Annotated in this window: 18 protein-coding genes and 2 pseudogenes; 5 read left to right on the top strand and 15 right to left on the bottom strand. The window is 43.9% G+C overall.

The window, feature by feature from the left end; genetic code table 11:
- The first annotated feature begins 169 nt into the window (after window positions 1-169).
- A complete protein-coding gene (locus B3143_RS02330; protein ID WP_034169856.1) occupies window positions 170-1690 on the top strand; it encodes a catalase in 1521 nt (506 codons plus the stop codon).
- A 98-nt stretch (window positions 1691-1788) separates the two neighbouring features.
- Here B3143_RS02330 and katG read toward each other — a convergent pair.
- A pseudogene (katG, locus tag B3143_RS02325) lies at window positions 1789-3987 on the bottom strand (catalase/peroxidase HPI).
- 298 nt (window positions 3988-4285) lie between these two features.
- Between katG and B3143_RS02320 the strand changes: the two are divergent.
- Together B3143_RS02320 and B3143_RS02315 are read left to right on the top strand one after the other, a co-directional pair.
- Window positions 4286-4728: pseudogene (locus tag B3143_RS02320) on the top strand (thiol-disulfide oxidoreductase DCC family protein).
- Between the two features lie 10 nt (window positions 4729-4738).
- Window positions 4739-5128 (top strand): DoxX-like family protein, encoded by a 390-nt coding sequence (locus tag B3143_RS02315; RefSeq protein WP_286739396.1) that lies wholly within the window; start codon window positions 4739-4741, stop codon window positions 5126-5128.
- On the opposite strand, the gene B3143_RS02310 is transcribed toward B3143_RS02315, so the two are convergent.
- Entirely contained in the window at window positions 5118-6173 is a 1056-nt protein-coding gene (locus B3143_RS02310) for an MBL fold metallo-hydrolase (RefSeq protein ID WP_005232384.1), read from the bottom strand. The genes B3143_RS02315 and B3143_RS02310 overlap by 11 nt on opposite strands.
- A 411-nt stretch (window positions 6174-6584) precedes the next feature.
- A complete protein-coding gene (locus B3143_RS02305; RefSeq protein ID WP_034169853.1) occupies window positions 6585-7523 on the bottom strand; it encodes a cation diffusion facilitator family transporter in 939 nt (312 codons plus the stop codon).
- 131 nt (window positions 7524-7654) lie between these two features.
- On the opposite strand from B3143_RS02305, the gene B3143_RS02300 reads away from it, so the two are divergent.
- Window positions 7655-8092 carry a GNAT family N-acetyltransferase gene (locus B3143_RS02300; RefSeq protein ID WP_261635050.1) on the top strand — a complete coding sequence of 146 codons (438 nt, stop codon included), beginning with the start codon at window positions 7655-7657 and terminating at the stop codon, window positions 8090-8092.
- Between the two features lie 52 nt (window positions 8093-8144).
- Here the strand turns inward: B3143_RS02300 and B3143_RS02295 are convergent, their stop codons facing one another.
- The 7 genes from B3143_RS02295 to hcaE form a co-directional block, all read right to left on the bottom strand.
- Window positions 8145-9053 (bottom strand): DMT family transporter, encoded by a 909-nt coding sequence (locus tag B3143_RS02295; protein ID WP_214001636.1) that lies wholly within the window; start codon window positions 9051-9053, stop codon window positions 8145-8147.
- A gap of 286 nt (window positions 9054-9339) precedes the next feature.
- Window positions 9340-10581, bottom strand: coding sequence for a 3-phenylpropionate/cinnamic acid dioxygenase ferredoxin--NAD(+) reductase subunit (gene hcaD, locus B3143_RS02290; protein ID WP_286739354.1), 1242 nt, complete (start codon window positions 10579-10581; stop codon window positions 9340-9342).
- Between the two features lie 4 nt (window positions 10582-10585).
- Window positions 10586-11551, bottom strand: a complete 966-nt coding sequence (locus B3143_RS02285) for a 3-carboxyethylcatechol 2,3-dioxygenase (protein WP_261635545.1) — start codon at window positions 11549-11551, stop codon at window positions 10586-10588.
- 70 nt (window positions 11552-11621) lie between these two features.
- Window positions 11622-12437 carry a 3-phenylpropionate-dihydrodiol/cinnamic acid-dihydrodiol dehydrogenase gene (hcaB, locus tag B3143_RS02280; RefSeq protein ID WP_261635052.1) on the bottom strand — a complete coding sequence of 272 codons (816 nt, stop codon included), beginning with the start codon at window positions 12435-12437 and terminating at the stop codon, window positions 11622-11624.
- A gap of 2 nt (window positions 12438-12439) precedes the next feature.
- Window positions 12440-12766, bottom strand: coding sequence for a 3-phenylpropionate/cinnamic acid dioxygenase ferredoxin subunit (gene hcaC / locus B3143_RS02275; RefSeq protein WP_004781817.1), 327 nt, complete (start codon window positions 12764-12766; stop codon window positions 12440-12442).
- Window positions 12766-13284 (bottom strand): 3-phenylpropionate/cinnamic acid dioxygenase subunit beta, encoded by a 519-nt coding sequence (gene hcaF / locus B3143_RS02270; protein ID WP_261635053.1) that lies wholly within the window; start codon window positions 13282-13284, stop codon window positions 12766-12768. The genes hcaC and hcaF overlap by 1 nt, the downstream gene beginning before the upstream one ends.
- On the bottom strand, window positions 13281-14648 hold the full coding sequence (gene hcaE / locus B3143_RS02265) for a 3-phenylpropionate/cinnamic acid dioxygenase subunit alpha (protein ID WP_286739351.1): 1368 nt from the start codon (window positions 14646-14648) through the stop codon (window positions 13281-13283). Before hcaE ends, hcaF begins: the two co-directional genes overlap by 4 nt.
- A 280-nt stretch (window positions 14649-14928) precedes the next feature.
- On the opposite strand from hcaE, the gene hcaR reads away from it, so the two are divergent.
- Window positions 14929-15831, top strand: a complete 903-nt coding sequence (gene hcaR / locus B3143_RS02260; protein ID WP_261635055.1) for a DNA-binding transcriptional regulator HcaR — start codon at window positions 14929-14931, stop codon at window positions 15829-15831.
- 394 nt (window positions 15832-16225) lie between these two features.
- Here the strand turns inward: hcaR and B3143_RS02255 are convergent, their stop codons facing one another.
- The 5 genes from B3143_RS02255 to B3143_RS02235 form a co-directional block, all read right to left on the bottom strand.
- Window positions 16226-17086, bottom strand: a complete 861-nt coding sequence (locus tag B3143_RS02255; protein WP_261635056.1) for an alpha/beta fold hydrolase — start codon at window positions 17084-17086, stop codon at window positions 16226-16228.
- A 281-nt stretch (window positions 17087-17367) separates the two neighbouring features.
- Window positions 17368-18639 carry an OprD family porin gene (locus B3143_RS02250; RefSeq protein WP_261635057.1) on the bottom strand — a complete coding sequence of 424 codons (1272 nt, stop codon included), beginning with the start codon at window positions 18637-18639 and terminating at the stop codon, window positions 17368-17370.
- Between the two features lie 430 nt (window positions 18640-19069).
- Window positions 19070-20089 (bottom strand): 4-hydroxy-2-oxovalerate aldolase, encoded by a 1020-nt coding sequence (gene dmpG, locus B3143_RS02245; protein WP_261635058.1) that lies wholly within the window; start codon window positions 20087-20089, stop codon window positions 19070-19072.
- Window positions 20090-20100: 11 nt separating this feature from the next.
- Complete coding sequence (locus B3143_RS02240) at window positions 20101-20997, bottom strand: acetaldehyde dehydrogenase (acetylating) (protein WP_261635059.1); 897 nt, start codon at window positions 20995-20997, stop codon at window positions 20101-20103.
- Window positions 20998-21019: 22 nt separating this feature from the next.
- Window positions 21020-21817 (bottom strand): 2-keto-4-pentenoate hydratase, encoded by a 798-nt coding sequence (locus B3143_RS02235; protein ID WP_261635061.1) that lies wholly within the window; start codon window positions 21815-21817, stop codon window positions 21020-21022.
- Between the last annotated feature and the right edge of the window lie 376 nt (window positions 21818-22193).

The raw sequence follows: 22193 nt of genomic DNA, 5'->3' as shown, positions 1-22193 counted from the left end.
TTTTTTGAGTGAGCTCACTCAATTATATCCTGAATTCCATTTTGTGCTGTGACACCCTTTATTTAAAGATATTGTAAATATAGTGAAACCTGATCTGATTAGCATATATTTCAATATTTTATGAATACTAGATAAACGACACAAGATATTCAAAACTTGGAGAGGAAAGATGAGCCAAGATTTTAAAAAATGCCCTGTCACCCACCTGACCACTGAAGCTGGTGCACCTGTGGTCGACAACCAGAACAGTATGACGGCAGGTGCGCGTGGACCTTTACTTGCTCAGGATTTATGGCTGAATGAAAAACTGGCTAACTTTGTTCGTGAAGTGATTCCTGAGCGCCGTATGCACGCAAAAGGTTCAGGTGCATTTGGTACTTTTACTGTGACCAATGACATTACTGAGTACACTCGTGCAAAAATTTTCTCGGAAGTTGGCAAAAAAACCGAAATGTTTGCCCGTTTTTCTACCGTCGCCGGTGAACGTGGTGCAGCTGATGCAGAGCGTGATATTCGTGGTTTTGCCCTGAAGTTCTATACTGAAGAAGGTAACTGGGATCTAGTCGGTAACAATACACCGGTATTCTTCCTGCGTGATCCACGCAAATTCCCTGACTTAAACAAAGCAGTAAAACGCGATCCGAAAACCAATAAGCGTAGCGCCACCAATAACTGGGATTTCTGGACTTTATTGCCGGAAGCTCTACATCAGGTCACCATCGTAATGTCCGATCGTGGGATTCCAGCCGGCTATCGTCATATGCACGGTTTCGGCAGTCATACCTACAGTTTTATCAATGCCCAAAATGAACGCTTCTGGGTAAAATTCCATATGCGTACCCAGCAAGGCATCAAAAACCTGACTGATGCTGAGGCAGCAGAGCTAATTGCTAAAGACCGTGAAAGCAGCCAGACTGACCTGTTTGATGCGATTGAACGTGGTGATTATCCGAAATGGAAAATGTACGTTCAGATCATGCCTGAAACCGATGCCGAGAAAGTGCCTTATCATCCGTTTGACCTGACCAAAGTCTGGCCGAAAGGTGATTATCCGCTGATTGAAGTAGGTGAATTCGAACTCAACCGTAATCCGGAAAACTATTTCCAGGACGTAGAACAAGCAGCTTTTGCGCCAAGCAATCTGGTACCAGGCATTAGTTACTCACCGGATCGTATGCTACAGGCACGCTTAGTCAACTATGCTGATGCTGCACGTTATCGCGTGGGCGTGAATCATGCCCAGATTCCGGTCAATGCTGCACGTTGTCCGGTACATTCAAATCATCGTGATGGTTTGGGCCGTATGGACGGCAACTATGGTTCATTGCCGCATTATGAGCCGAACAGTTTCAGCCAGTGGCAGGAACAGCCAGAATTCAGAGAGCCACCACTCAAAATCACGGGTGATGCAGATTTCTGGGATTATCGCAAAGATGATAATGACTACTTCAGCCAGCCACGTGCCCTGTTCAACCTGATGAATGATGAGCAGAAACAGGCTCTATTTAATAATACCGCAGCCGCAATGGGTGATGCGCTTGATTTCATCAAGTACCGTCATATCCGTAACTGTTATGCTTGTGATCCAGCCTATGGTGAAGGTGTTGCCCAAGCTCTTGGGATGAGCGTAGCTGATGCCCAGATGGCTCGAGCAACTGATCCAGCCAAAGGCCTACCAAGCTTTCTCTAAGTTTTTCAGCTTGAACTGAGCGAATAAAAAAACCACCCGAGGGTGGTTTTTTTATTGGTGTTAAATTAAAGCATCAGGAATATGAATTGCAGTTCAATTTAAGCGGCTTCACGTTGATGTTTAACATCATAACGGTCAGCGTTCATGACTTTGGTCCAGGCTTTGACAAAGTCACTTACAAATTTTTCCTTATTGTCATCCTGAGCATAGACTTCAGAATAGGCACGTAAAATTGAGTTAGAACCGAAGACCAGATCGACACGGGTTGCAGTCCATTTCAGGTCATGCGTTTGACGGTCACGGATTTCGTAAAGGTTTTCTTCTACCGGCACCCAGACATTATTCATATCCATCAGGTTCACAAAGAAATCATTGCTCAATACACCGACCCGATCAGTCAGTACGACATGCTTGCTTCTACCATGATTAGCACCTAGGACCCGCATTCCACCAATTAATACTGTCATTTCTGGTGCTGTAAGTCCCATCAATTGAGTACGATCGACCAGCATTTCTTCTGGCTGAGCGGAGTAGTTCTGTTTTAACCAGTTACGGTAGCCATCATGCAACGGTTCCAGATCTTTAAATGAATAGACATCGGTTTGTCCCTGAGTCGCATCTCCTCGGCCTGGAATAAATGGCACCTGAATATCTACCCCAGCTTCCTGTGATGCTTTTTCTACTGCGGCCGATCCGCCCAGTACAATCAGGTCAGCGATACTGACTTTTTTCTCCAGTCCTGCCTGAATTTCTTCAAGTTTGTTCAGCACTTTATTCAAGCGCTCCGGTTCATTACCAGCCCATTCACGTTGTGGCTGTAAACGAATACGGGCACCATTGGCCCCACCACGATAGTCCGAACCACGATAAGTCCGTGCACTGTCCCAAGCGGTATTGATCAGCTCAATGCGACTCAAGCCGCTATCAAGCAGTTTTTCTTTCAGGTCCGCAATTTCACTCTCATTTAAGGTGTAATCTACTGATGGAATTGGATCTTGCCAGATCAGGTCTTCTTCCGGTACATCCGGCCCCAGATAACGAGATTTCGGCCCTAAATCACGATGGGTCAATTTGTACTAGGCACGGGCAAAAGTTTCGGAAAAATACTCCGGATCACGATAGAATTTTTCGGAAATTTCCCGATACCCCGGGTCGATTTTCAGCGCCATATCGGCATCGGTCATGATCGGATTACGGCGCACATTGGTCATATGCGCATCCAATGGGCGATCTTCTTCTTTAATATTAATCGGCTCCCATTGCCATGCGCTGGCCGGGCTCTTTTTTAGCTCCCAGTCATAGTTCAGCAGCAGATAAAAGAATTTATTGTCCCAGCGGTTCGGGTTAGTCGTCCAAGCACCTTCCAGACCACTTACCATGGTATAGGCGGCATTACCGGTTTCTTCCAGGTTATTCCAGCCCAAACCCTGTAATTCGAGTGGTGCAGCTTCTGGCTCCGGTCCAAGTACATCAGCCTTACCATTTCCATGTGCTTTCCCGACGGTATGTCCACCTGCCGTCAGAGCGACGGTTTCTTCATCATTCATGGCCATACGGTCGAAGGTGGTACGCATATCCTGTGCGGTTTTTAACGGATCCGGTTTGCCGTCCACCCCTTCCGGATTGACATAAACCAGTCCCATTTGTACTACAGCAAGAGGATTTTCCAGCGTATTCCGGTCTTCTTCATTGTTATAACGTTCGCGGGTCGCATCCAGCCATTTATGCTCTGCACCCCAGTAAATATCTTTTTCTGGATGCCAGATATCTTCACGCCCACCGGCATAACCAAAGGTTTTTAACCCGGCAACTTCATATGCGACCGTACCAGCCAGAATAATCAAATCTCCCAGGAAATTTTATTGCCATATTTCTTTTTCACTGGCCATAACAGACGGCGGCCTCTGTCGGTATTGACGTTATCTGGCCAGCTATTCAATGGCGCAAAACGTTGATTACCGGTATTCGCACACCCACGTCCATCCTGCTTACGGTAGGTTCCGGCCAGATACCAGGCGGTACGCACCATCATGCCAATATAGCTGCCCCAGTCCGCGGGCCACCAGTCCTGACTGGAGGTTATCAGTTCCCTGTTTAACTGCTTCCAGATCTAGTTTGCTAAAGGCTTTAGCGTAGTCAAAATCAGGGTCCATGGGGTTCGTTTTGCGGTCATGCTGATGCAAAATATCCAGATTCAGTGCATTGGGCCACCAGTCTATATTCGAGCTACCTGCGGCAGTATGTGCGCCTTGATAAAAGGGGCATTTACCTGTGCCAGGTTGTGTAGGCTTATTCATGAGGGCTTCTCCAGCTTTATAGTTAACCTGCTTGTTTTTCCAAGCTATTTCCATTATGAGCTATTTCACCTTACTGGCTTTTTTACAGAGCTTAAAGATAGACTCACCAAACACTATAATCCTGATACCAAGCCATAATATTGTAGTAGCCATCCAATTAAGAAAAGTTGATCACTCCCATTTTTATTTTCAAATGAGCCAAAGAATTTAAAGTGACGAACATCCTTGTTAAGAAGTTTTATATTGATGCTTGTAGCACTACACTATCAAAGCTATATCACAAAAAAGAAGTATAACGATGAGCAAAAATATTGAAGATATCATTCAAAGCCATGACATCATTTTATTTGATCCAGTTTGTGTGATTTGTAATGGCTGGGCAAAATTTCTGATTAAATACGATAAAAAATCCAGTTTAAACTGGTCTCTGCACAATCGGAGCTGGGCACTGCCCTGCTTAAGTACTACCAGATGTCGACAGAGCATTACACCACCATGGTAGTCATTAAGGATGGCAAACTTTATACCGAATCTACTGCTTTACTGAAGGTGATGCAGCATCTCGGTTTTCCATTTTCTTTGATGAATGCTGGCTATTTCATTCCACGTTTTATTCGCGATTTTCTATATCGTCTGGTGGCTTTAAACCGCTATAAGCTATTTGGCAAAACTGATTCTTGTCTGATTCCTTCTCACGAAAATAAACGCCACTTTCTGGAAGAGGCTGTCCGTGAATTCTGATTCTGTATTAATGCAACCGCTGCGTACAATCCAGTTTGCCTTAGCTGCACTCTGGCTGTATCAGGGCTTGGTTCCAAAAATTCTGTTCCAATCTACTGCTGAACTGCAAATCTGGCAAAATATGGGGGTTAGCCTACTGCTCGCTAAAAGCTTAGTAGGCTTATCTGGGTTGTGTGAAATACTGTTTGGTTTGTGCTTTTTAAAATGGAACAGATCCCTTCTATTACATGGTTTGAATATTGCTGGACTGGGTGGATTATTACTGCTGATCGTACTCACCGACCCTTTACAGCTTATAGCCGCCTTTAATCCTGTAGTAATGAATATCGCGATGCTGATGCTTTTTGTTATCGCCATTCAAATAATTCAACAAGAACAAAGAGAAGCCCTTAGACAATAATCCGTTTGCCTTCACGAATACAGTAAAACGGGTTAATCAGCTTGGATGAATGCTGGATAATATGCTGCAGTTCATTTTCAGGCTGGTCACGTGCTTCATCGGTGAGCTGGAAGGTCCGATAATGGATCGCCATTGAACAACGTGCCATTAAGTCCTGATGGGCATGAAAAGCATCTTCCGGATTCATGTGAATATTGCGCATCAATTCACGTGGTTCATAGGCACCGATCGGCAACAGCGCAATTCGTGGTGGCCCAAGGCGTTTTCGAATTTCCTTGAAATGCGGCGCATAACCGCTATCCCCAGCAAAATAGCAATGATCCTTGCCATTCAATAAGGAAAAACCGCCCCATAATGCACAGTTCTGATCGCGCATTCCACGTCCTGAAGCGTGCTGTGCTGGCGAATAGACAATCTGGATATCTTCAAAAAATGCATTTTCCCACCAGTCCATTTCAATGACATTATAGTCTTTAGGCAGGTACCAGCCATTGCCAAGACCAGTATAGATCGGCATTTGATAGGTTTGATGCAGCCAGGCCAAGGTCGCCAGATCCATATGATCATAATGGTTATGGCTGAGCAATACGGCATCAATATGCGGCAGCTCATCCAGGGCAATGCCAGCAGGAATAACGCGCTGTGGCCCTCGGGATGCAAAAGGACTGGCATATTCACACCAGACTGGATCAGTCAGAAAATTATACGGCCCGATCTGGATCAGAGCGGTGGCATGCCCAATAAACCAGATTTGCCAGTCATCTAAAGTGGCTTCCGGCCGGTTTTGTGGCAAGGCACGCGGACGTGAAAAAAACTCGGCACGTTCCTGTTCCAGATTCACTTCCCAGGTGCTGGATTTTCTGGTGAATAACCATTTATACAAGTCAAAGCGACTCTGCTCGAGCGAATGATGCTCCAGGTTCTTAAACCGCTCACCATCAAAATGATCGGAATGTAGATAATCAAATACCGGCTTGGACCAGAGATGTTTCCAACTGGACTCAGTCTCAAGCTGAAATTTTTTAGTCTTGAAAAGATCTTGCATAAATATCCACTATTTATTATTTGTTATATGCAAGACAGCATCCACCTGGAATTTTCAAACGGAGCATCTCTTTAAATCGCATACAAACTTATATACTTCGGTATTCCAGCATAGTATGAAATACGTGCCTAAGATTCATTTATGTTTTTGTTATTTTTAGCAAAACATCGAGCCAATGGAAAGACCAAAACCGATGAAAATCTTCTAAAAAAATAAATACTGGTGATCAAGTTTGTGCCCATTCTGCTTTCTAAAAAGACAGGAGAATGATCGATATTCATCCGATAATTCTCACTCCATACCTGACTGTACATGATTTCATGACCTAAATTTTTATCCCGTATTCACGTAATCACGCTTGATGCCCTTCTGACTATCCGACGAAAGTTAACTGCTGAAAACTTCATTTCCTTAAATACGACCTTGAGTCCGTTCCAGCCATACCGCTTTGGTTTGAGGTTTCACAAATAGAGTAATAATTTCTGGGTGTAGCTGTTTGATTTGCGCTTCAATCCGGTTAACGCAAGCTTCAATTTCATCAGAAGTCAGATCGTCTTTGAATTCCAGACTTAAGGAGGCAATTACCTGATGTGCACCCATTTGCTCGGTTAATACACCATTGGCGCTATAGACCGCAGCATCCTGCTGGGCAATGTTAAGTACATTTTCACGCAGTCTAGGATCTGCTGTTTCACCCAGCAATAAGCCTTTGGTTTCACGTGCCAGTAACCAGGCTGATACCGCCAACACGACACCAATCAGAATAGAGGCAGCACCATCCAGTTCAGGAATATTCAGTTGATGAGCCAAGAAAATCCCGATCAGGGCAATAAAAAGACCTACTAGCGCAGCAGTATCTTCAAATAATACGGTAAAGGTGGTCGGATCTTTACTACGTCTAAAGGCTTCGAAATAGCCCATCTTGCCTTTCATTTTACGGAAGGTTCTTAAAGCCACTGTCCAGGAGAATCCTTCACACAGAATCGCAATACCCAAGACAATATAGTTGATCATCGGATCCTGCATTTCTTCAGGATGAATGATGTGCAGGATGCCTTGATAGATGGATACAATCGCACCCAGTGCAAAGACCATCAAGGCCACAATAAAGGCCCAGAAATACAGTTCACGGCCATAGCCAAAAGGATGGTGGGCATCTGGGCGCTGCTCTGCCTTTTTCATGCCGTAAAGAAGCAGAATTTCATTTAGAGTATCGACCACCGAGTGAATCGCTTCACTGAGCATCGCAGAACTATTGGTAATATAGGCTGCGACGAATTTAACCAGTGCAATAGCGAGGTTGCCAAATAACGCTGCATAGACCACAATTTTATTAGATTCAGATGACATTCAAAGTTGTCCTAGTTTTTCCTCAAACAGATGGATCTATTTGATTTTTCATTTTATCTCTTTGCATCTTAATAAACTGCTGACATAAATTGTTTATTGTTTTGTTGTTCTCATTTTTAGTCGGAAACTTAATGGCTGTGATTGTCCTTACTTCTGTCGATCGGCATCCTCAGCTCCTAGAACTGTGGGAGCAATCTGTCCGGGCTTCGCATCATTTTCTGAATGACGAGCAAATCCTGAAGATTCGCCAGCAGATTATCCAGCATGGTTATTTTGATCAGGTGCAACTGTTCCATGTGGAACATCAGCAGCAGATTCTGGGTTTTATGGGCATTGCAGGCAGCAAACTGGAAATGCTGTTTATTTTCCCTTTGGCCTTCCGGCAAGGTATTGGCAGCCAGTTATTGCAACATGCGCTTACTCTGAGTGTGAATGAAGTTGATGTGAATGAGCAGAACCCCAATGCGACTGCTTTCTATTTAAAACATGGCTTCGAGATGATCAGCCGATCAAAAACCGATAGCGAAGGGAATCCCTACCCGATTCTGCATCTACAGTTGAAAAACTAAAAAGGAAGCCATGGCTTCCTTTTATGTATGAATTTACCCTAAATAATTAATCTTAAGATTTAGAAAAATACTGCTCGCGCCATTCTTTCCAGAAGTACATCACGATCCCGAACATCACTACCGCAATACCGGCAAAGGCATGACTGCTGATGATTTCATTATTCAAGGTTGCGCCGAGAATCAGGGCAATGATTGGCGTCATCACATTACTGAGGGATACGGTGGATGCGGCTAAACGGCGAATCAGCCAGAAGTAACACAGCATCGCCACAATCGAAGACAGGATCATGGTAAAACCAAAGCCGAATAGCGCCTGCATACTTGGCATTTGTGTTGGGAAAGATTGCCAGATAAATGGAATGATTAGCAATGATCCCAATGAAGAAACAATCAAAGAACCGGTGGCTTGGGACATCAGTTTTAACGGCGCATTGATCTGTTTCACCCAGAAAATCGAGCTGATATAAGACACCATACTAATCAGCATCAGGATCACGCCCCACGGATTCACTTTACTATCTGCTGACTCCGCAAAGACAAAACTTAAACCACCGACGGCAACAGCTATACCGAGCCATTGCAACCAGATTAGGTGGTTAGTTTTCAGGATGACATGCCCAATCAGGCCAGCAACCAGTGGTGAGAAACCGAAAATTAAAGCCATTAATCCAGAGGTCAAATAATTCGCCGCCAGATAGATAAATAACTGTGCACCGATCAGGTTTAGACTGCCTGCTACATAACTCATCATTGAGGTTCGATCGAATGGCAATGGATTACGCATGGCAGCCAAGATCACCAAAGCCAGCACAGAAGCACCGAAATAACGAATGATCAGCACCCACATCGGATGAACTTCTGCAACGCTCCAGACGATCGCCAATGGCGTCGCTGCCCAGATCAGCACCAGCAAGGCATAAATACTTGCCGTCACCAGCATGGGAGATGAATTTGAATTCATAAAGGACTCAATTAAATTTTAATCAGAAAGAATTGAACTAACTTCTCGCTCAAATTCACAATCAACAATACTGATGGAGGCAGGGACGCCGCCGCTAAACTGGGATATAGGGATATATCCTCAGTTTAGCAAAAGATTTTTGTTACTTTTCATCTTTGAAAAGTAAGCCAAACCTACACAAAGCCATTTCAAATCACAATGGAATGTAAGGTCATGACAGCACAATCTGACAGACATAAAAAAGCAGACCCAGGTTGCCCGAGGTCTGCCCTTTTGTAAACTCAGATTACTTCACAAGTTTACGAAGATCCTGGCTGAGATCTAAATATTTATCTGCTTCAAACGCTGCATTCTTGCTGATCAGTTTTTTCAGGTGACGCATTTCTTTTGCCGCATTTACAGTGATACCGCCAACAATAACGCCATCAGTCACACCAAACATCACGAATGATGATTCAGCGCGAAGCTCTGGATTGACTTCACCACGAACTTGCCATTCAGCAGCCGCCATGTCACCCACGAACTGGTAGTTGATGTCCAACTGATCTGTCCAGAACCAAGCTGGATTAGGCGTCGGATGTTCAACGCCCATCACATGGCGCGCAAAGATCTCTGCTTGCAGGTTGGCATTTTCCCAAGTTTCTACACGACGGTGGTTACCACAGTTACGTAATTGAGTTGCTACGTCACCCGCTGCATAAATATCTGCATTTGAAGTCTGGCAGTTTTCATTCACTTTAATCGCGAAATCAACATCCAAGCCAGCTTCTACAGCCAATTGTGCATTTGGCACGATACCGATACCATAAACTACAGCATCAGCACGAAGCTCTTCACCACCCTCCAGGGTAATCACAACTTCTTCACCGTCTTGATCTTGTTCAAGTCGGCAGTCTGCAATCTTGGTTTCCAGACGAACATCGATACCTGCCAAACGTTGTTGTTCTAACAGGAACTCGCTCAGAATACGTGGTGAACAACGGCCCATGACCATAGGCCCCATTTCGATCACAGTTACTTGGCATTCTTTGAAACGTGCAGAACAAGCCAGTTCCAGACCGATCACGCCACCACCAATCAAGACAATACGACGGCCTGATTGCAATACAGGCACCAGTGCTTGCGAATCTTCCAGGTTACGCAGCGTATAAACGTGTTTACCCAGCGCATCGAAGTTTGGCAGACGACGTGCTGCGCCGCCAGTGGCAAGCAACAGTTTGTCATAAGCAACAACGTCCCCATTTTGAAGTTCAACCGTTTTCGCTTCAGCGTTGATTTTTGTCACGCCATTACCACGAATGGTTTCTACACCAAGTTCAGCCAGTTTTTCTTCTGACAGAATTTCAATCTTGGTTTCTTCAGGTTTTAGAATCATGTCTTTAGACAGTGGTGGACGCTCATAAGGAAGATGCGTTTCATCACCGATCAGAATGATTTTACCTTCGTATTTATTGCCACGAAGTTCTAAAATCGCGCTTGCACCTGCCTGGCCAGCACCTACAATTACGATGGTTTCGATGTTGCTCATGTCTTTAACCTTTTAACTCTGCAGATACGATGCCGAAGCCCGCAATCCATTCACTGATTTCTTCATAACAGTGCGTTGTCATTTCGTACTCGCCCATTTCGCTTAAGGCAGCAAAAGCAGCCATCCACGAACGGACTTCCTGACCACCACGACCACCATCTCGACGAATTTCAGCTTCGGTCATGGCTTCCATAGCTGCAAAGTCTGCCTGTTTGAATTTTTCAAGCAAGGCAATATCCCATTCAGGGCTGAGCGGCACAGCCACAGAGGTATCGCCTGCGGCAAGTTTCTGACCGACTGCAATCACTTTGGCCTGACGTGCATGACGTGCTTCAGGAGTCGGGTTACGACCCGCAATCAGGAATTCTTCCACTTCTGGTGGTATAGAACCCATTTGTGGTGTTGGTGGATCATGAGAAAGACCGCCTGTACCCAGGACAAGTACACGCCCATTTTCAAGGTTCAGAGATTTAATGAACTGGCCTACAGCACGACCTAAAGCGATGGTACGCTTGGTGGTCGGCATCGGTGCTGCAGCACCATTAATAAAAACTGGGATCGTTGGATAACGATCAAGTTTGCCGTTGCACAGGAAGTGCAATGGCTGAGTCACACCGTGGTCGGCTTGCATGCAATAAGAATATGCAACGTCCACACCCTCATCGAGTACACGGCGAACCAAAGCCAGTGCTTTGTCTTCAGGTACATCAATGTGGTCATTGTCTTTACCGTAGTCCCAGTCCCCTGCAGCTTTGGCGCGGATTCCCACACAGAAACTTGGCATCAGGTCATAGAAGAAACCATTGAAATGGTCAGGACCAAAAGTAATGATCAGGGTTGGGTCGTAAGCTTTTACTTCAGCAGACAATTTTTCAAAAGCATCACGAACTTTTTGTTCTTGTGCTTTGTCTTGCGGTGAAGCAAATTCCATTAAAGGACTGTGCGATGCACAAATAAGTTTAACGGCTATGAGAGACTCCTTAAAAGGAAGGCAGCCAAGAGGAGGCTGCCGGTAAGTCTATTTGATTTAGACTAGATTTTTATTCGTCAAAGAAACCGGCACGTGGTTGACGTAAACCACGAATCCCCAGACCACATTCTGCATTGATCAGAACACCAGTCAGTGGACGGTTATTTTGACGAGATGCCAAGAGCACATATGAACCCGTCATATCTTCCGGCTCAGGTAAGAAATTCAGTGGCATACCACGGGCGATTTTCTCAGGATCACGTGCATCAAGCAGACCAAGATTTTCCTGACCTAAAGATGCAGCACCTTTGATATTCACATTCATACCTGATGGCGCAACGGCGTTCACTCGTACTTTAGGCGCAAGCTCGTAGTCCAGTTCTTTCATAATACCTACCCCGGCATGCTTAGATGCAGTATACACAGGGCCTCCGCCAGCGGAGTACAGTGCCGAATTAGACAGTGTGAAAATGATTGAACCTTCAGATTTTACTAACTCCTCAAGCGCAGCTTTGGCACCTGAGATCAGAGATTTAGTGTTAATCCCCATAATCTCATCAAAGGCTTTTTCCAGCTGCTCGCCTGAAGTATTGACGATATCAGCGTAGTGATCCCAGATACCAGCATTACCCACGAAACAGTCGAGTTTACCGTAACGCTCTACAGTCGCTTTAACAGCACGGACGTTGTCTTCATAGCTGGCCACATCACCTGCGATTGCCAGCACGCGATCACCAAAATGCGCGTTCAGTGCATCGACTTTAGACTGTGAACGTTGAAGAACGGCCACTTGTGCGCCCTCTTCCAGGAAACGTTCTACCAGTGCCCAACCGAGACCTGAACCACCACCAGTGATCAGTGCAACTTCGCCTTGTAGCCAACCCATGATTACTCTCCTGCCATCTCTACGTATAACGCACCATCTTCAAGTACAACTGGGAATGTTTGAATCGGGTCAGTTGCTGGTAAGCAAAGTGCCTGACCTGTTTTCAAACAGAAGCGAGCTGCATGAAGTGGACATTCCACTGTACCGTCGTCTTCAAGGTAGCCTTCAGACATAGAAGCATTACCGTGTGAACAGCGGTCGTTCATTGCGAAGAATTCGCCACCGTTGTTGAATACTGCAAGCGCTTCGATACCGTTTACGCCGCAATCCACTTTTAACGCTTCGCCTTCGTCTAATTCGTCAACTTGGCAAACAAAAATCTTATTCATTAGAAGAACACACTCAAGTTATGTGAGTTATAGGTAACTTGGTCAAGCATGATCTTACGGTTGAAAATCTGGAAGCCTAGGCCACCTTCAACTTTACGGATCTTGTCATGACGTTTACCACAGTAGATAACCACGTCTTTCTCTTTTTGCGTACGGTACAATAAATATGTCACGTACACGTCGTATTCGCCTTCAACCCCAGTTGCTTCAACAATCACGTTAGACACCATGTGTGTTGTACGTGATGGAGGCTCTTCAGCCCAAGCCATACCGGTTTCCAGACGCGCTACACGACGCTCTAAAAGATCTTTCGTATCGTTGAACACCCAAGTTGTTGGTGGTTCAACTGAACGACGACGGTCACGAGTTTGTGCGTTTGGCGTGGTACGTAGCGTGTAAGAAATATCTTCAGCTAACGTGTCTAACCATTCGCGGAATTTCCAGTCATCAAGCAATTTCGCTTCACGATAGAGGAACTGACTAATCTGGTGATGAAGTTCTAAGCTGATTTGACTCATTTCATAAGCTCCTTCTCATATTCGTCAGCCGCTTTTTCCACGTCTTCCCATTTTTCATGAATCAATAAATCTGCCCAACGGCGGTACATACCACGTGCTGCAGTTTCAGAGAAAATGTAGTTGGTGATACCCGGGATACCATCTTCACGTACTTTTTCGTTGCCTTTACCCATCTCAACGATCAATTTGTTTTGACGTGCTTTGTAACCACGTAAAACTTTTTGGATTTCGATCCAGTTTTCAGAGTCATCTTGCTCCAGGAAGCCTGCAGGACCGAAGGCACGAGTTGCAGAACGTTCAAATGCTGCTTGTACATCTTCTGGTGCGTCCGCATCACAGATACAGAATGCCCAAACTTCAGTTTTGTTTGGACCACGTGGGTGCCATACACGAAGAGTCGCAGTACCGTTCAACCAAGACAATGTAGGGAACATGGTGTTGTGACCCGCTAAACGAAGCGCACGAGTTTCACCTAGGCGTTCTTTCACTTCTTCGTAAGTTTCACGGAAGTAGTTCGCTACTTCACCGTCCACCCATACGTTTGCGTCTGGTTTCTCTGTGAAGAAGAAGCCTGAACCGTGACCACGTGAACCGTATTGAAGTGCATCTTTCGCAGTTTCCCATACAGGACGAGCCGTTTGAGCAGCACCTAATTTCTTAGAAGATTCATCATCTGGTTTCTCGCCAAGCACCTGAATCGCAGAAGCGTGAGAGAACAGTGCGTGGTATTGGTCAGATGCGAACTGTTCCGCTGCAAATTTCCAGTTACACTCGATTTCCCACTTGTGTACACCACCGATGATTTCAGTACCACCCGGACGACGGTCAACAACACCATCGAGGTACCAAGCGATATCGCCCATGTATTCTTCTAGGTCAGGAGTCGTTTCATCCCAGCAACCGAAGATCAGGCCTTTGTATGATTTAACACGATTAACTTCAACCAGACCCCATTGCTCTTTACATGCACCATGTGGGTAAGCACGCTCTTCAAGCGGAATGTCTTTTAGAAAACCGTCAATACCGTATGACCAGCCGTGGTACGGGCAAGTGAATGCACGTGTATTACCACAGTCAGCGAAACTCACACGCATAGAACGGTGACGGCACTGGTTTAAGAATGCTTTGATTGAGCCGTCTTTTTGGCGTGCCACGATGATTGGATCTTCACCCATATAGGTATTGAAGAAGTCACCGGCCTTAGGAATCTGGCTTTCATGGCAAAGGAATAACCATGTACGACCGAAGACACGTTCAAGTTCTAATTCGTAAATGTCAGGATCTGTATAGATAGATGGCGTGATACGTCCATTTTGTGCATCGACTAAAGCGTCGATTTCGCGCACATCAATTTTTCCACTCATGAAAAGCTCTCCTGTGACCAGATATGGCACAAAGTAATAGACTCAACTTTTCAACGATGATGGATTTTTGAGTGAATTTGCGGAAATATTTTTTTTTGTTTTGATTAATAGATTTCACCAATTAATCACTTGGCGATATTCTCCATTAAAACACTTTTTTGATGACACATTCGTTTACTTTGTGAATGGTAAAATAAGCTTCACCATATAGTTGCTTATGCACTATACTGCCTGAAAATTATAGTAATACATTTTTTGGATTACTCGGCGGGCTAGTTTTATGGAATTACGACATCTTCGTTACTTTATTACCGTTGCTGAAGAACTGAACTTTAGTAAGGCGGCACTTAAACTTTATACGGCACAGCCTTCTTTGAGTCAGCAAATCAAAGATTTGGAAGAAGATGTCGGTGTCAAACTGCTACACCGTACCAAGCGTAAAGTCGAACTGACCGAAGAAGGAGCTGTATTCCTTGAACAGGCCCGCCTAACGCTGGCACAAGCCGACAAGGCGATTGCCATGGCGCGTCAGGTCTCACAAGCCAAGCAGCAGATGTTGCGCATCGGTTTCGTCCCTGTCGCGGAGATGAAAATCTTCCCGTATATTTTGCCGAATTTGCGCGTGCAAAACCCTGATTTAAAAATTGAATTGCTCAGTCTGAATAATAATGAGCAAATGCGATTATTGAAGAAAGGAGAACTGGATCTGACCTTTACTCGTCACAATTTCCATAGTGATGAAATCGAAAGCCAGTTTGTGATTCGTGAGCCATTGATCTTCATTCTTCCGAAAGATCATCCACTTGCGAAATATGACCGTATTCCGGTGAAAGCCCTTAATGGCATTGATTTTATTATTCCTTCAGCAGAGCAGTCATTGACCCTGCACAATGCTATCCTGGACTTCGCTAAAACCAATGGTATTGAATTTAATATTGTGCAGAAAGCAGACAATATTCTGTTTAACATCAACTCGATCGGGATTGGTTTAGGTTGTACCATTCTGCCCGGCTATATTGCGCCACTGACCATGAACAATACAGTGATTCGCCCCTTAGACGTGGAGCTACCTTATCTGGGCCTGTATGTCAGCTATCGTAAAGATGGCAACTCGGTTGCAGTAAAGAAATTCCTTGAATTACTGACACGTGTATTCTATCTCGATATTAATCGCGATCAGTAACAATAAGTCTTTAACTGAGTCCTGACGCGCTTACTGACCAGCTCAGAGGCGCGTTTTTTATTTCCCTCAATTCAAGTGTGTATTTTTCCATCAAACAAAAATATCTGTATTTAACGTTTTAATCTATATTTCAGCCAGCTGCTGTATTAAGAAAATCTATCAAAATCTCCAAATTGATCATTTAACATTCAATCCACCCCCTACTTTTACAACTTAAGTCTAATGCGATTTTAAGGGGAAGAAAAAAGAATTTAGACGCCAAAGATATTGTGAAAATTATGTTTAAATCTAAATCGGCAATGAATGAGAATCATCCTCATTGAAAGCCTTTAAGTTCATTTTTGCAGGTATAAAAAAAGATGGCTTCAGCCATCCTTTTTCACCGAGCTACGACTTATTTTACGCCGTGAACAGCCAGGTAGTTTTTAATTACAGTATTGAATTCATCAGCTTTTTCAACTTGAGACCAGTGGCCACATTGACTGAAAATGTGTGCATCAGCATTTGGAACAACGTTCAAAATATCCCAAGTACGTGATACTGGAATCACCACGTCTTGAGTACCGTGAATCAAAAGTACAGGAACAGTGATGTCTTTCATTTTGTCGAAGTCTAACGGGAATTCGAAACGGTCACGGTCACGTGCGCCCACTACATCCATCAAACGGTTTGATGCATAGTCATTTGCAGCAGAAGCAAAACGTACTTTAACCAGTTCGTCAGTGATCAGGTCTTTGTTCACCACGAACATAGACAGGGTTTTCTTGATACCTTCTTCAGTCAGAACAGGGTTTGCGTGTGCTTTCAGTGCAGCAGTCTGTTTTGCACCGCCCGTACCCATAGACACGATACCCAAAATGCGATCTGGATAATCCAATGCCATCTGGAATGCTAACCAGCCACCCAGAGAGTTACCGACCAACCAGGTTTTTTCGATACCCAAAGCGTCTAGTGTACGAATCGCATGATCTACCCAGGCACGGATACCATATTCAGTACCCGGTGCAACCACAGTTTGGCCATAACCAATGGTATCAATCGCGATACAACGTGCCTGCTCACCAATTTGTGGCAGGTTTAACCACCAGTTTGCCGCAGCCGATACACCCGTACCTGAACCGTGTAAAAATAGAATAGGCGTACCTTCACCAATTTCGTGGTAATGGGTCAACTCGCCTTCAGCGGTTTCAATCCATTTGTCTTCTAAGCCAAAGAATGGATCTGTTTGATAGTCAGGGATTTGAACAGTGCTCATATTGCTTCCTCTTACAGTCTTTCGCTTGCGTGTCCCTCTATTTTCAAGAATTCGACGTCAAGTTGACTCATTCAACATTACTTTTACAGGCTTATATTACCTGTTCACACGGCATCAACTGATACAAATTTACGATCACAACCTACAAAAAAACGATTAAACAACTCTTTGAATTTTATAAATTTAATAAAATAAAAGTCTTAATTTATATAAGGTATTTATTCAGTAAATATTAAAAAAAAAGAGCGATTATAAAAAGCCGCTCTAATTTTTATCTAGCTTTAGACTTTATAAGTGTAAGTCGTGGCGATACGGTGTTCTTCTAAGTCATTCGCAAAGTTAAAATTGGTATCGATGAACATATAATTAAAGCCTAAACCTTTAAGCTTACCTTCTGGCACAACATAGTTCACAATGACGTTATTTTCGTTTTCTTTACCTTCTGGCTTGCCTGCGCCCAAATCGATATTGTCACCGCGGAAATGACGTACTGTCGCTGTTAAACCAGGAGCACCCACATCAGCAAAATTATAGGTATAACCCAAACTCCAAGAACGCTCATCTTTACGAATGAAGCTCGCCACAGACCAGTTGTCTAAGTAAGGCTGCGGCACCCACCCGCACAAGGTCGGGAACATTGGGGCTTTTGTACCGTGCTCACCAAACATTTGTTGATAACCTAACTGTACAGTGTGCATCCCATGATTCACTTTTGCACCAGCAGACACGGCTTGGCTGTCAATATTGCCATACAGCTTGTCACCCGATTCGCTGTTGTCAAAATAGCGTACATGGGTATCCAGCTTAGTTTTTTCAGCCAAAGTCGTTTTATAGTTTGCAGCGACATAATGTTGTTGATAGATGTTGGTTACATCCGCATACCAATAACTTCCACCTACTTTAGGGGTAAATTGATGATCTACTCCCACAAGATACATACCATCATCTGTGCTTAATTTATTCGCTTCTGCAACAGAAAAATTATTTTGAGGGAACAACGTAAAATCTTGGTATTGGTTATCATAACGTGCATTAATACCATCAATATAAGCCAAGGTCAGTTTAGTGTCTTTGATATCTTTAGATTCTAACCATGCACCGCTATAAGTCGTTAACAATTGACGCGATGGGTCAAAGAACACCACAGGTGACATTGGCAATAAGTCACCTACTTTTAATTCAGTTTCAGAAAATTTAACTTTTAGAGTTGCACCGACCTTACCAAAATGATCTTTTGACTCTTTACCATCATGCGGCAAAACCCAGTCTGCATTTTTATCACGACCATTGAGTTTTACTGCGTGTTGAACCAGAAGATCAGCACCCACCTGAATTACGCCTAAATCGTGATAACCCGATTTAGCATCCAAGGTGACTGCTTGTGACCATGAACCAAAGTTCCCCGCAGGGTTGTCTTTAATTTGACGATCTAAATAAAAATTCTTAAATTTAAGTTGAACATTGCTGTCGTCAATAAAATCTGCCTGAGTTGCAGTTGTCCCTATAGTTGCTGTCGCAGCAAAAAGTGCTATCCATAAATTGTGACGATGCATGCGTTTTTCCTATTCATCCAATAAGCGAATCTGGGCATCATGCAAAACTCTTGTCATGAAAAAAATCCGACCACAGTATTAAGCTTTTCTACAAATTCAGCACTTTCTGTATCGAGCAGCTTTTTTCCAAGTTTTTTAATTCTTTTTAACGATAAAAAAATTACGCCCTAAATCCTCACCAGATGAATTTTTATTTGAATTCACTTCTTAATTTAGGCGAAAAACGCTGTTATTTTTTGCACCATGTGAAGGATTAATCTTTTTTAACTTTAAACCCATGTGTTAGCGTTATTTTTTATAAAGCCAATTTATAAGAAAAACATTTTAATTCAGCACAAATTTCAGTATGTTTTTACATCTTTCACAGCATAAAAAAAGCACCCCAAACGCATTTGAAGTGCTTAATTCAAGCCTGCTTTATATTAAAAACTTAGGCTTGCATTTCACGTGCTTTAGACATGGTCAATGCCAAGTCTTCAATCATATCTTCCTGACCACCAACGGTACCACGACGACCAAGCTCAAGCAGAATTTCACGAGCAGATACGCCATATTTTGCTTCAGCACGTTTAGCAAACAGCAGGAATGAAGAGTAAACACCCGCATAACCTAAAGTTGCAGCATCACGGTCAGCACGGATCTGATGAGTCATCATTGGGATGATCAGATCTTCTGCAACGTCTTGTACTTTAAACAGGTCAACACCAGTTTCCATTTGCATACGGTTTGCAACCGCAACAAACAGTTCAAGTGGAGTATTACCCGCACCAGCCCCTAGACCAGCTGATGCCAAGTCAACACGTGTTGCACCTGCTTGTACAGCAGAAACAGAGTTTGCAACGCCCATGCCCAAGTTATGGTGACCATGGAAACCAATTTCGATGTCTGAACCGAGGTTGGCACGTAAAATACCTACGCGATCAGTCACGTCTTGCGGAAGCATGTAACCAGCAGAGTCAGTGACATAGATACAGTTAGCACCGTAAGACACCATTTTTTGTGCTTCTTCAAGTAATTTTTCTGGAGAAGCCATGTGCGCCATCATCAGGAAGCCCACAGTGTCCATACCCAGTTTACGAGCAGCAGTAATGTGCTGTTCAGACACGTCTGCTTCAGTAGAGTGAGTTGCAACACGGATAGTTGCTACACCTACATCATGCGCCATTTTCAGGTGATCAACAGTACCAATACCAGGAAGTAAAAGTGCAGAAACTTTGGCTTGTTTCAGGTTTGGAATCACTGCTTTCAGGTATTCTTCATCAGTTGCAGCTGCGAAACCGTAGTTTACAGAGTTACCGCCAAGGCCGTCACCGTGTGTGACTTCGATTAAAGGTACACCTGCACCATCCAAAGCAGTTGCAATCGCAACCATTTGCTCAGGTGTAGTTTGATGGCGCATTGGATGCATACCATCACGTAAAGTCATATCATTAATAATAATCTTAGACATGAAGGTGCTCCTTAAGCTTCAACTGTATTTAAAACACGTTCTGCGAACATTTCTGCGGTACGTGCAGCTGCTGCAGTCATAATGTCGAGGTTACCTGCATATTTAGGCAGGAAGTCCCCCAGACCTTCAACTTCAAGGAAGATCGATACGCGGTTGCCATCAAATACTGGACCATTCACCAGTTTGTAACTTGGTACGTATTTCTGAACTTCTTTGATCATCGCGTGTACAGATTCAGTGATTGCCGCTTGATCTGGTTCACCTTCAACTAGACAGTGAACAGTGTCGCGCATCATCAGTGGTGGCTCAGCAGGGTTAATGATGATGATCGCTTTACCTTGTTTTGCACCACCCACTTTTTCAATCGCACCAGCAGTAGTACGCGTGAATTCGTCGATGTTTTTACGTGTACCTGGACCTACTGATTTAGTAGATACAGTCGCGATGATTTCACCATAGTTCACAGGCTGAACGCGAGAAATCGCTGCAACCATAGGAATAGTAGCCTGACCACCACAAGTTACCATGTTTACGTTTGGTACTTCACCTTGTTCAAGTAAAGCTTCAAGGTTTACTGGTGGTACACAGTAAGGGCCGATTGCAGCAGGAGTCAAGTCAATCATTAACACGCCAAGCTCGTTCAGCTTACGGCTGTTTTCAGCATGTACATAAGCAGAAGTTGCATCAAATGCAATTTTGATATCGTCTTCAACAACATGAGGAAGCAGACCGTCTACACCTTCAGCCGTAGTTTTTAAACCCATTTTCGCTGCACGTGCCAGACCTCCAGAAGTCGGGTCGTTCCCCACCATCCATACTGGTTCTAACCATTCGCTGCGTTGCAGTTTATAAAGCAAGTCAGTACCAATGTTACCTGGACCGATCAATGCACATTTAATCTTTTTCATGAATGTACTCTCTTGTATTCCCTTATTCAGCAGCAAAAGCAGCTGTTACTGAACCAAAGCCTTCAATTTCAACTTTGAATTCATCGCCCGGCTGAGCCACGACCATTGGACCTAAAGCACCAGTCAAAATAATGTCGCCTTTTAATAATGGACGGCCACGGCGTACCATTTCGTCTGCCAGCCATACCGCAGCATTTAATGGATTTGCCAGACATGCTTTACCCACGCCTTGAGAAACCACTTCGTCGCCACGTGTCATGACCATCTTGCAGTTCACAAGATCAAGGTTTTCCAGTTTGACAGGCTTAGAGCCCAGAACGAATGCAGCAGAAGATGCGTTATCAGCCACAGTATCGATCAGGCTGATTTTCCAGTTTTCGATACGGCTATCGACCACTTCTACAGCAGGAAGTGCATAGTCAGTTGCACTAATGATGTCTGCATAGGTGTGTTTTGCTTTAGTCAGATCTTCTTTGATGACCAATGCGATTTCAGCTTCAACTTTCGGTTGAATCAGCAAACCTACAGAGATTGCTTCACCATCGCCATAGGCCATGTCGGCAAACAGCATACCGAAGTCAGGCTGATCTACGCCAAGCTGTGCTTGAACCACTTTCGATGTCAAACCAATTTTACGACCTACCAGACGGCGACCTTCCGCCAGAGCACGCTCGGTATTTACTTCCTGAACGGCATAGGCAATATCTACGTCAGCACTTTCACCACCAAGTTCCGGGCGAATCGGTGCGATCGCAGTTTTTGAGAGGTCAGCAGTACGTAATGCTTGTGCAACTGATTCAACAACAGCAGAATTCGACATCAATGTTTCCTTAAACTGCAAAAATGAGGCTTATGCCGAGAACTAAGACAGGCAAAATGTTCTGGTCTGATCATTTCGATCATTCCAATAAACAATTGCGCCTAGTATGGGCATATGAATAAACAGTTTTAGGATGAGAAAAATACGACGTGAATGCCAATAGTTATTTTATTTTTTGCAATAGCTATTATCTATAAATTAAATTTATAAAAATCAATTAAAAACATAATCTTATAATTATGAATTAAGTTATATCCAACTAAATAGCTCAACAATCATGACAGAACAAAACCACTGTAATCACAACTTTAGACTAAAAGATAAGACCAGTTGTTCAAATCTACAGCATTGATCCGCATCTTCTATTTCAGAAAAT

The organism is Acinetobacter sp. UBA1496, from assembly GCF_002324975.1.
GTDB lineage: Bacteria > Pseudomonadota > Gammaproteobacteria > Pseudomonadales > Moraxellaceae > Acinetobacter > Acinetobacter variabilis.
This window is presented reverse-complemented; position numbering and strand designations above follow the sequence as displayed.

Bases quoted from the DNA above. Each gene is read 5' to 3' on its own strand.
- hcaC (WP_004781817.1), bottom strand. From the start codon at position 12,766: ATGAATAAGATTTTTGTTTGCCAAGTTGACGAATTAGACGAAGGCGAA.
- hcaF (WP_261635053.1), bottom strand. From the start codon at position 13,284: ATGAGTCAAATCAGCTTAGAACTTCATCACCAGATTAGTCAGTTCCTC.
- B3143_RS02330 (WP_034169856.1), top strand. From the start codon at position 170: ATGAGCCAAGATTTTAAAAAATGCCCTGTCACCCACCTGACCACTGAA.
- B3143_RS02295 (WP_214001636.1), bottom strand. From the start codon at position 9,053: ATGAATTCAAATTCATCTCCCATGCTGGTGACGGCAAGTATTTATGCC.
- B3143_RS02305 (WP_034169853.1), bottom strand. From the start codon at position 7,523: ATGTCATCTGAATCTAATAAAATTGTGGTCTATGCAGCGTTATTTGGC.
- hcaB (WP_261635052.1), bottom strand. From the start codon at position 12,437: ATGGGTTGGCTACAAGGCGAAGTTGCACTGATCACTGGTGGTGGTTCA.
- hcaR (WP_261635055.1), top strand. From the start codon at position 14,929: ATGGAATTACGACATCTTCGTTACTTTATTACCGTTGCTGAAGAACTG.
- B3143_RS02300 (WP_261635050.1), top strand. From the start codon at position 7,655: ATGGCTGTGATTGTCCTTACTTCTGTCGATCGGCATCCTCAGCTCCTA.
- hcaD (WP_286739354.1), bottom strand. From the start codon at position 10,581: ATGAGCAACATCGAAACCATCGTAATTGTAGGTGCTGGCCAGGCAGGT.
- B3143_RS02235 (WP_261635061.1), bottom strand. From the start codon at position 21,817: ATGTCGAATTCTGCTGTTGTTGAATCAGTTGCACAAGCATTACGTACT.
- B3143_RS02315 (WP_286739396.1), top strand. From the start codon at position 4,739: ATGCAACCGCTGCGTACAATCCAGTTTGCCTTAGCTGCACTCTGGCTG.
- B3143_RS02240 (WP_261635059.1), bottom strand. From the start codon at position 20,997: ATGAAAAAGATTAAATGTGCATTGATCGGTCCAGGTAACATTGGTACT.
- B3143_RS02255 (WP_261635056.1), bottom strand. From the start codon at position 17,086: ATGAGCACTGTTCAAATCCCTGACTATCAAACAGATCCATTCTTTGGC.
- B3143_RS02250 (WP_261635057.1), bottom strand. From the start codon at position 18,639: ATGCATCGTCACAATTTATGGATAGCACTTTTTGCTGCGACAGCAACT.
- B3143_RS02310 (WP_005232384.1), bottom strand. From the start codon at position 6,173: ATGCAAGATCTTTTCAAGACTAAAAAATTTCAGCTTGAGACTGAGTCC.
- hcaE (WP_286739351.1), bottom strand. From the start codon at position 14,648: ATGAGTGGAAAAATTGATGTGCGCGAAATCGACGCTTTAGTCGATGCA.
- dmpG (WP_261635058.1), bottom strand. From the start codon at position 20,089: ATGTCTAAGATTATTATTAATGATATGACTTTACGTGATGGTATGCAT.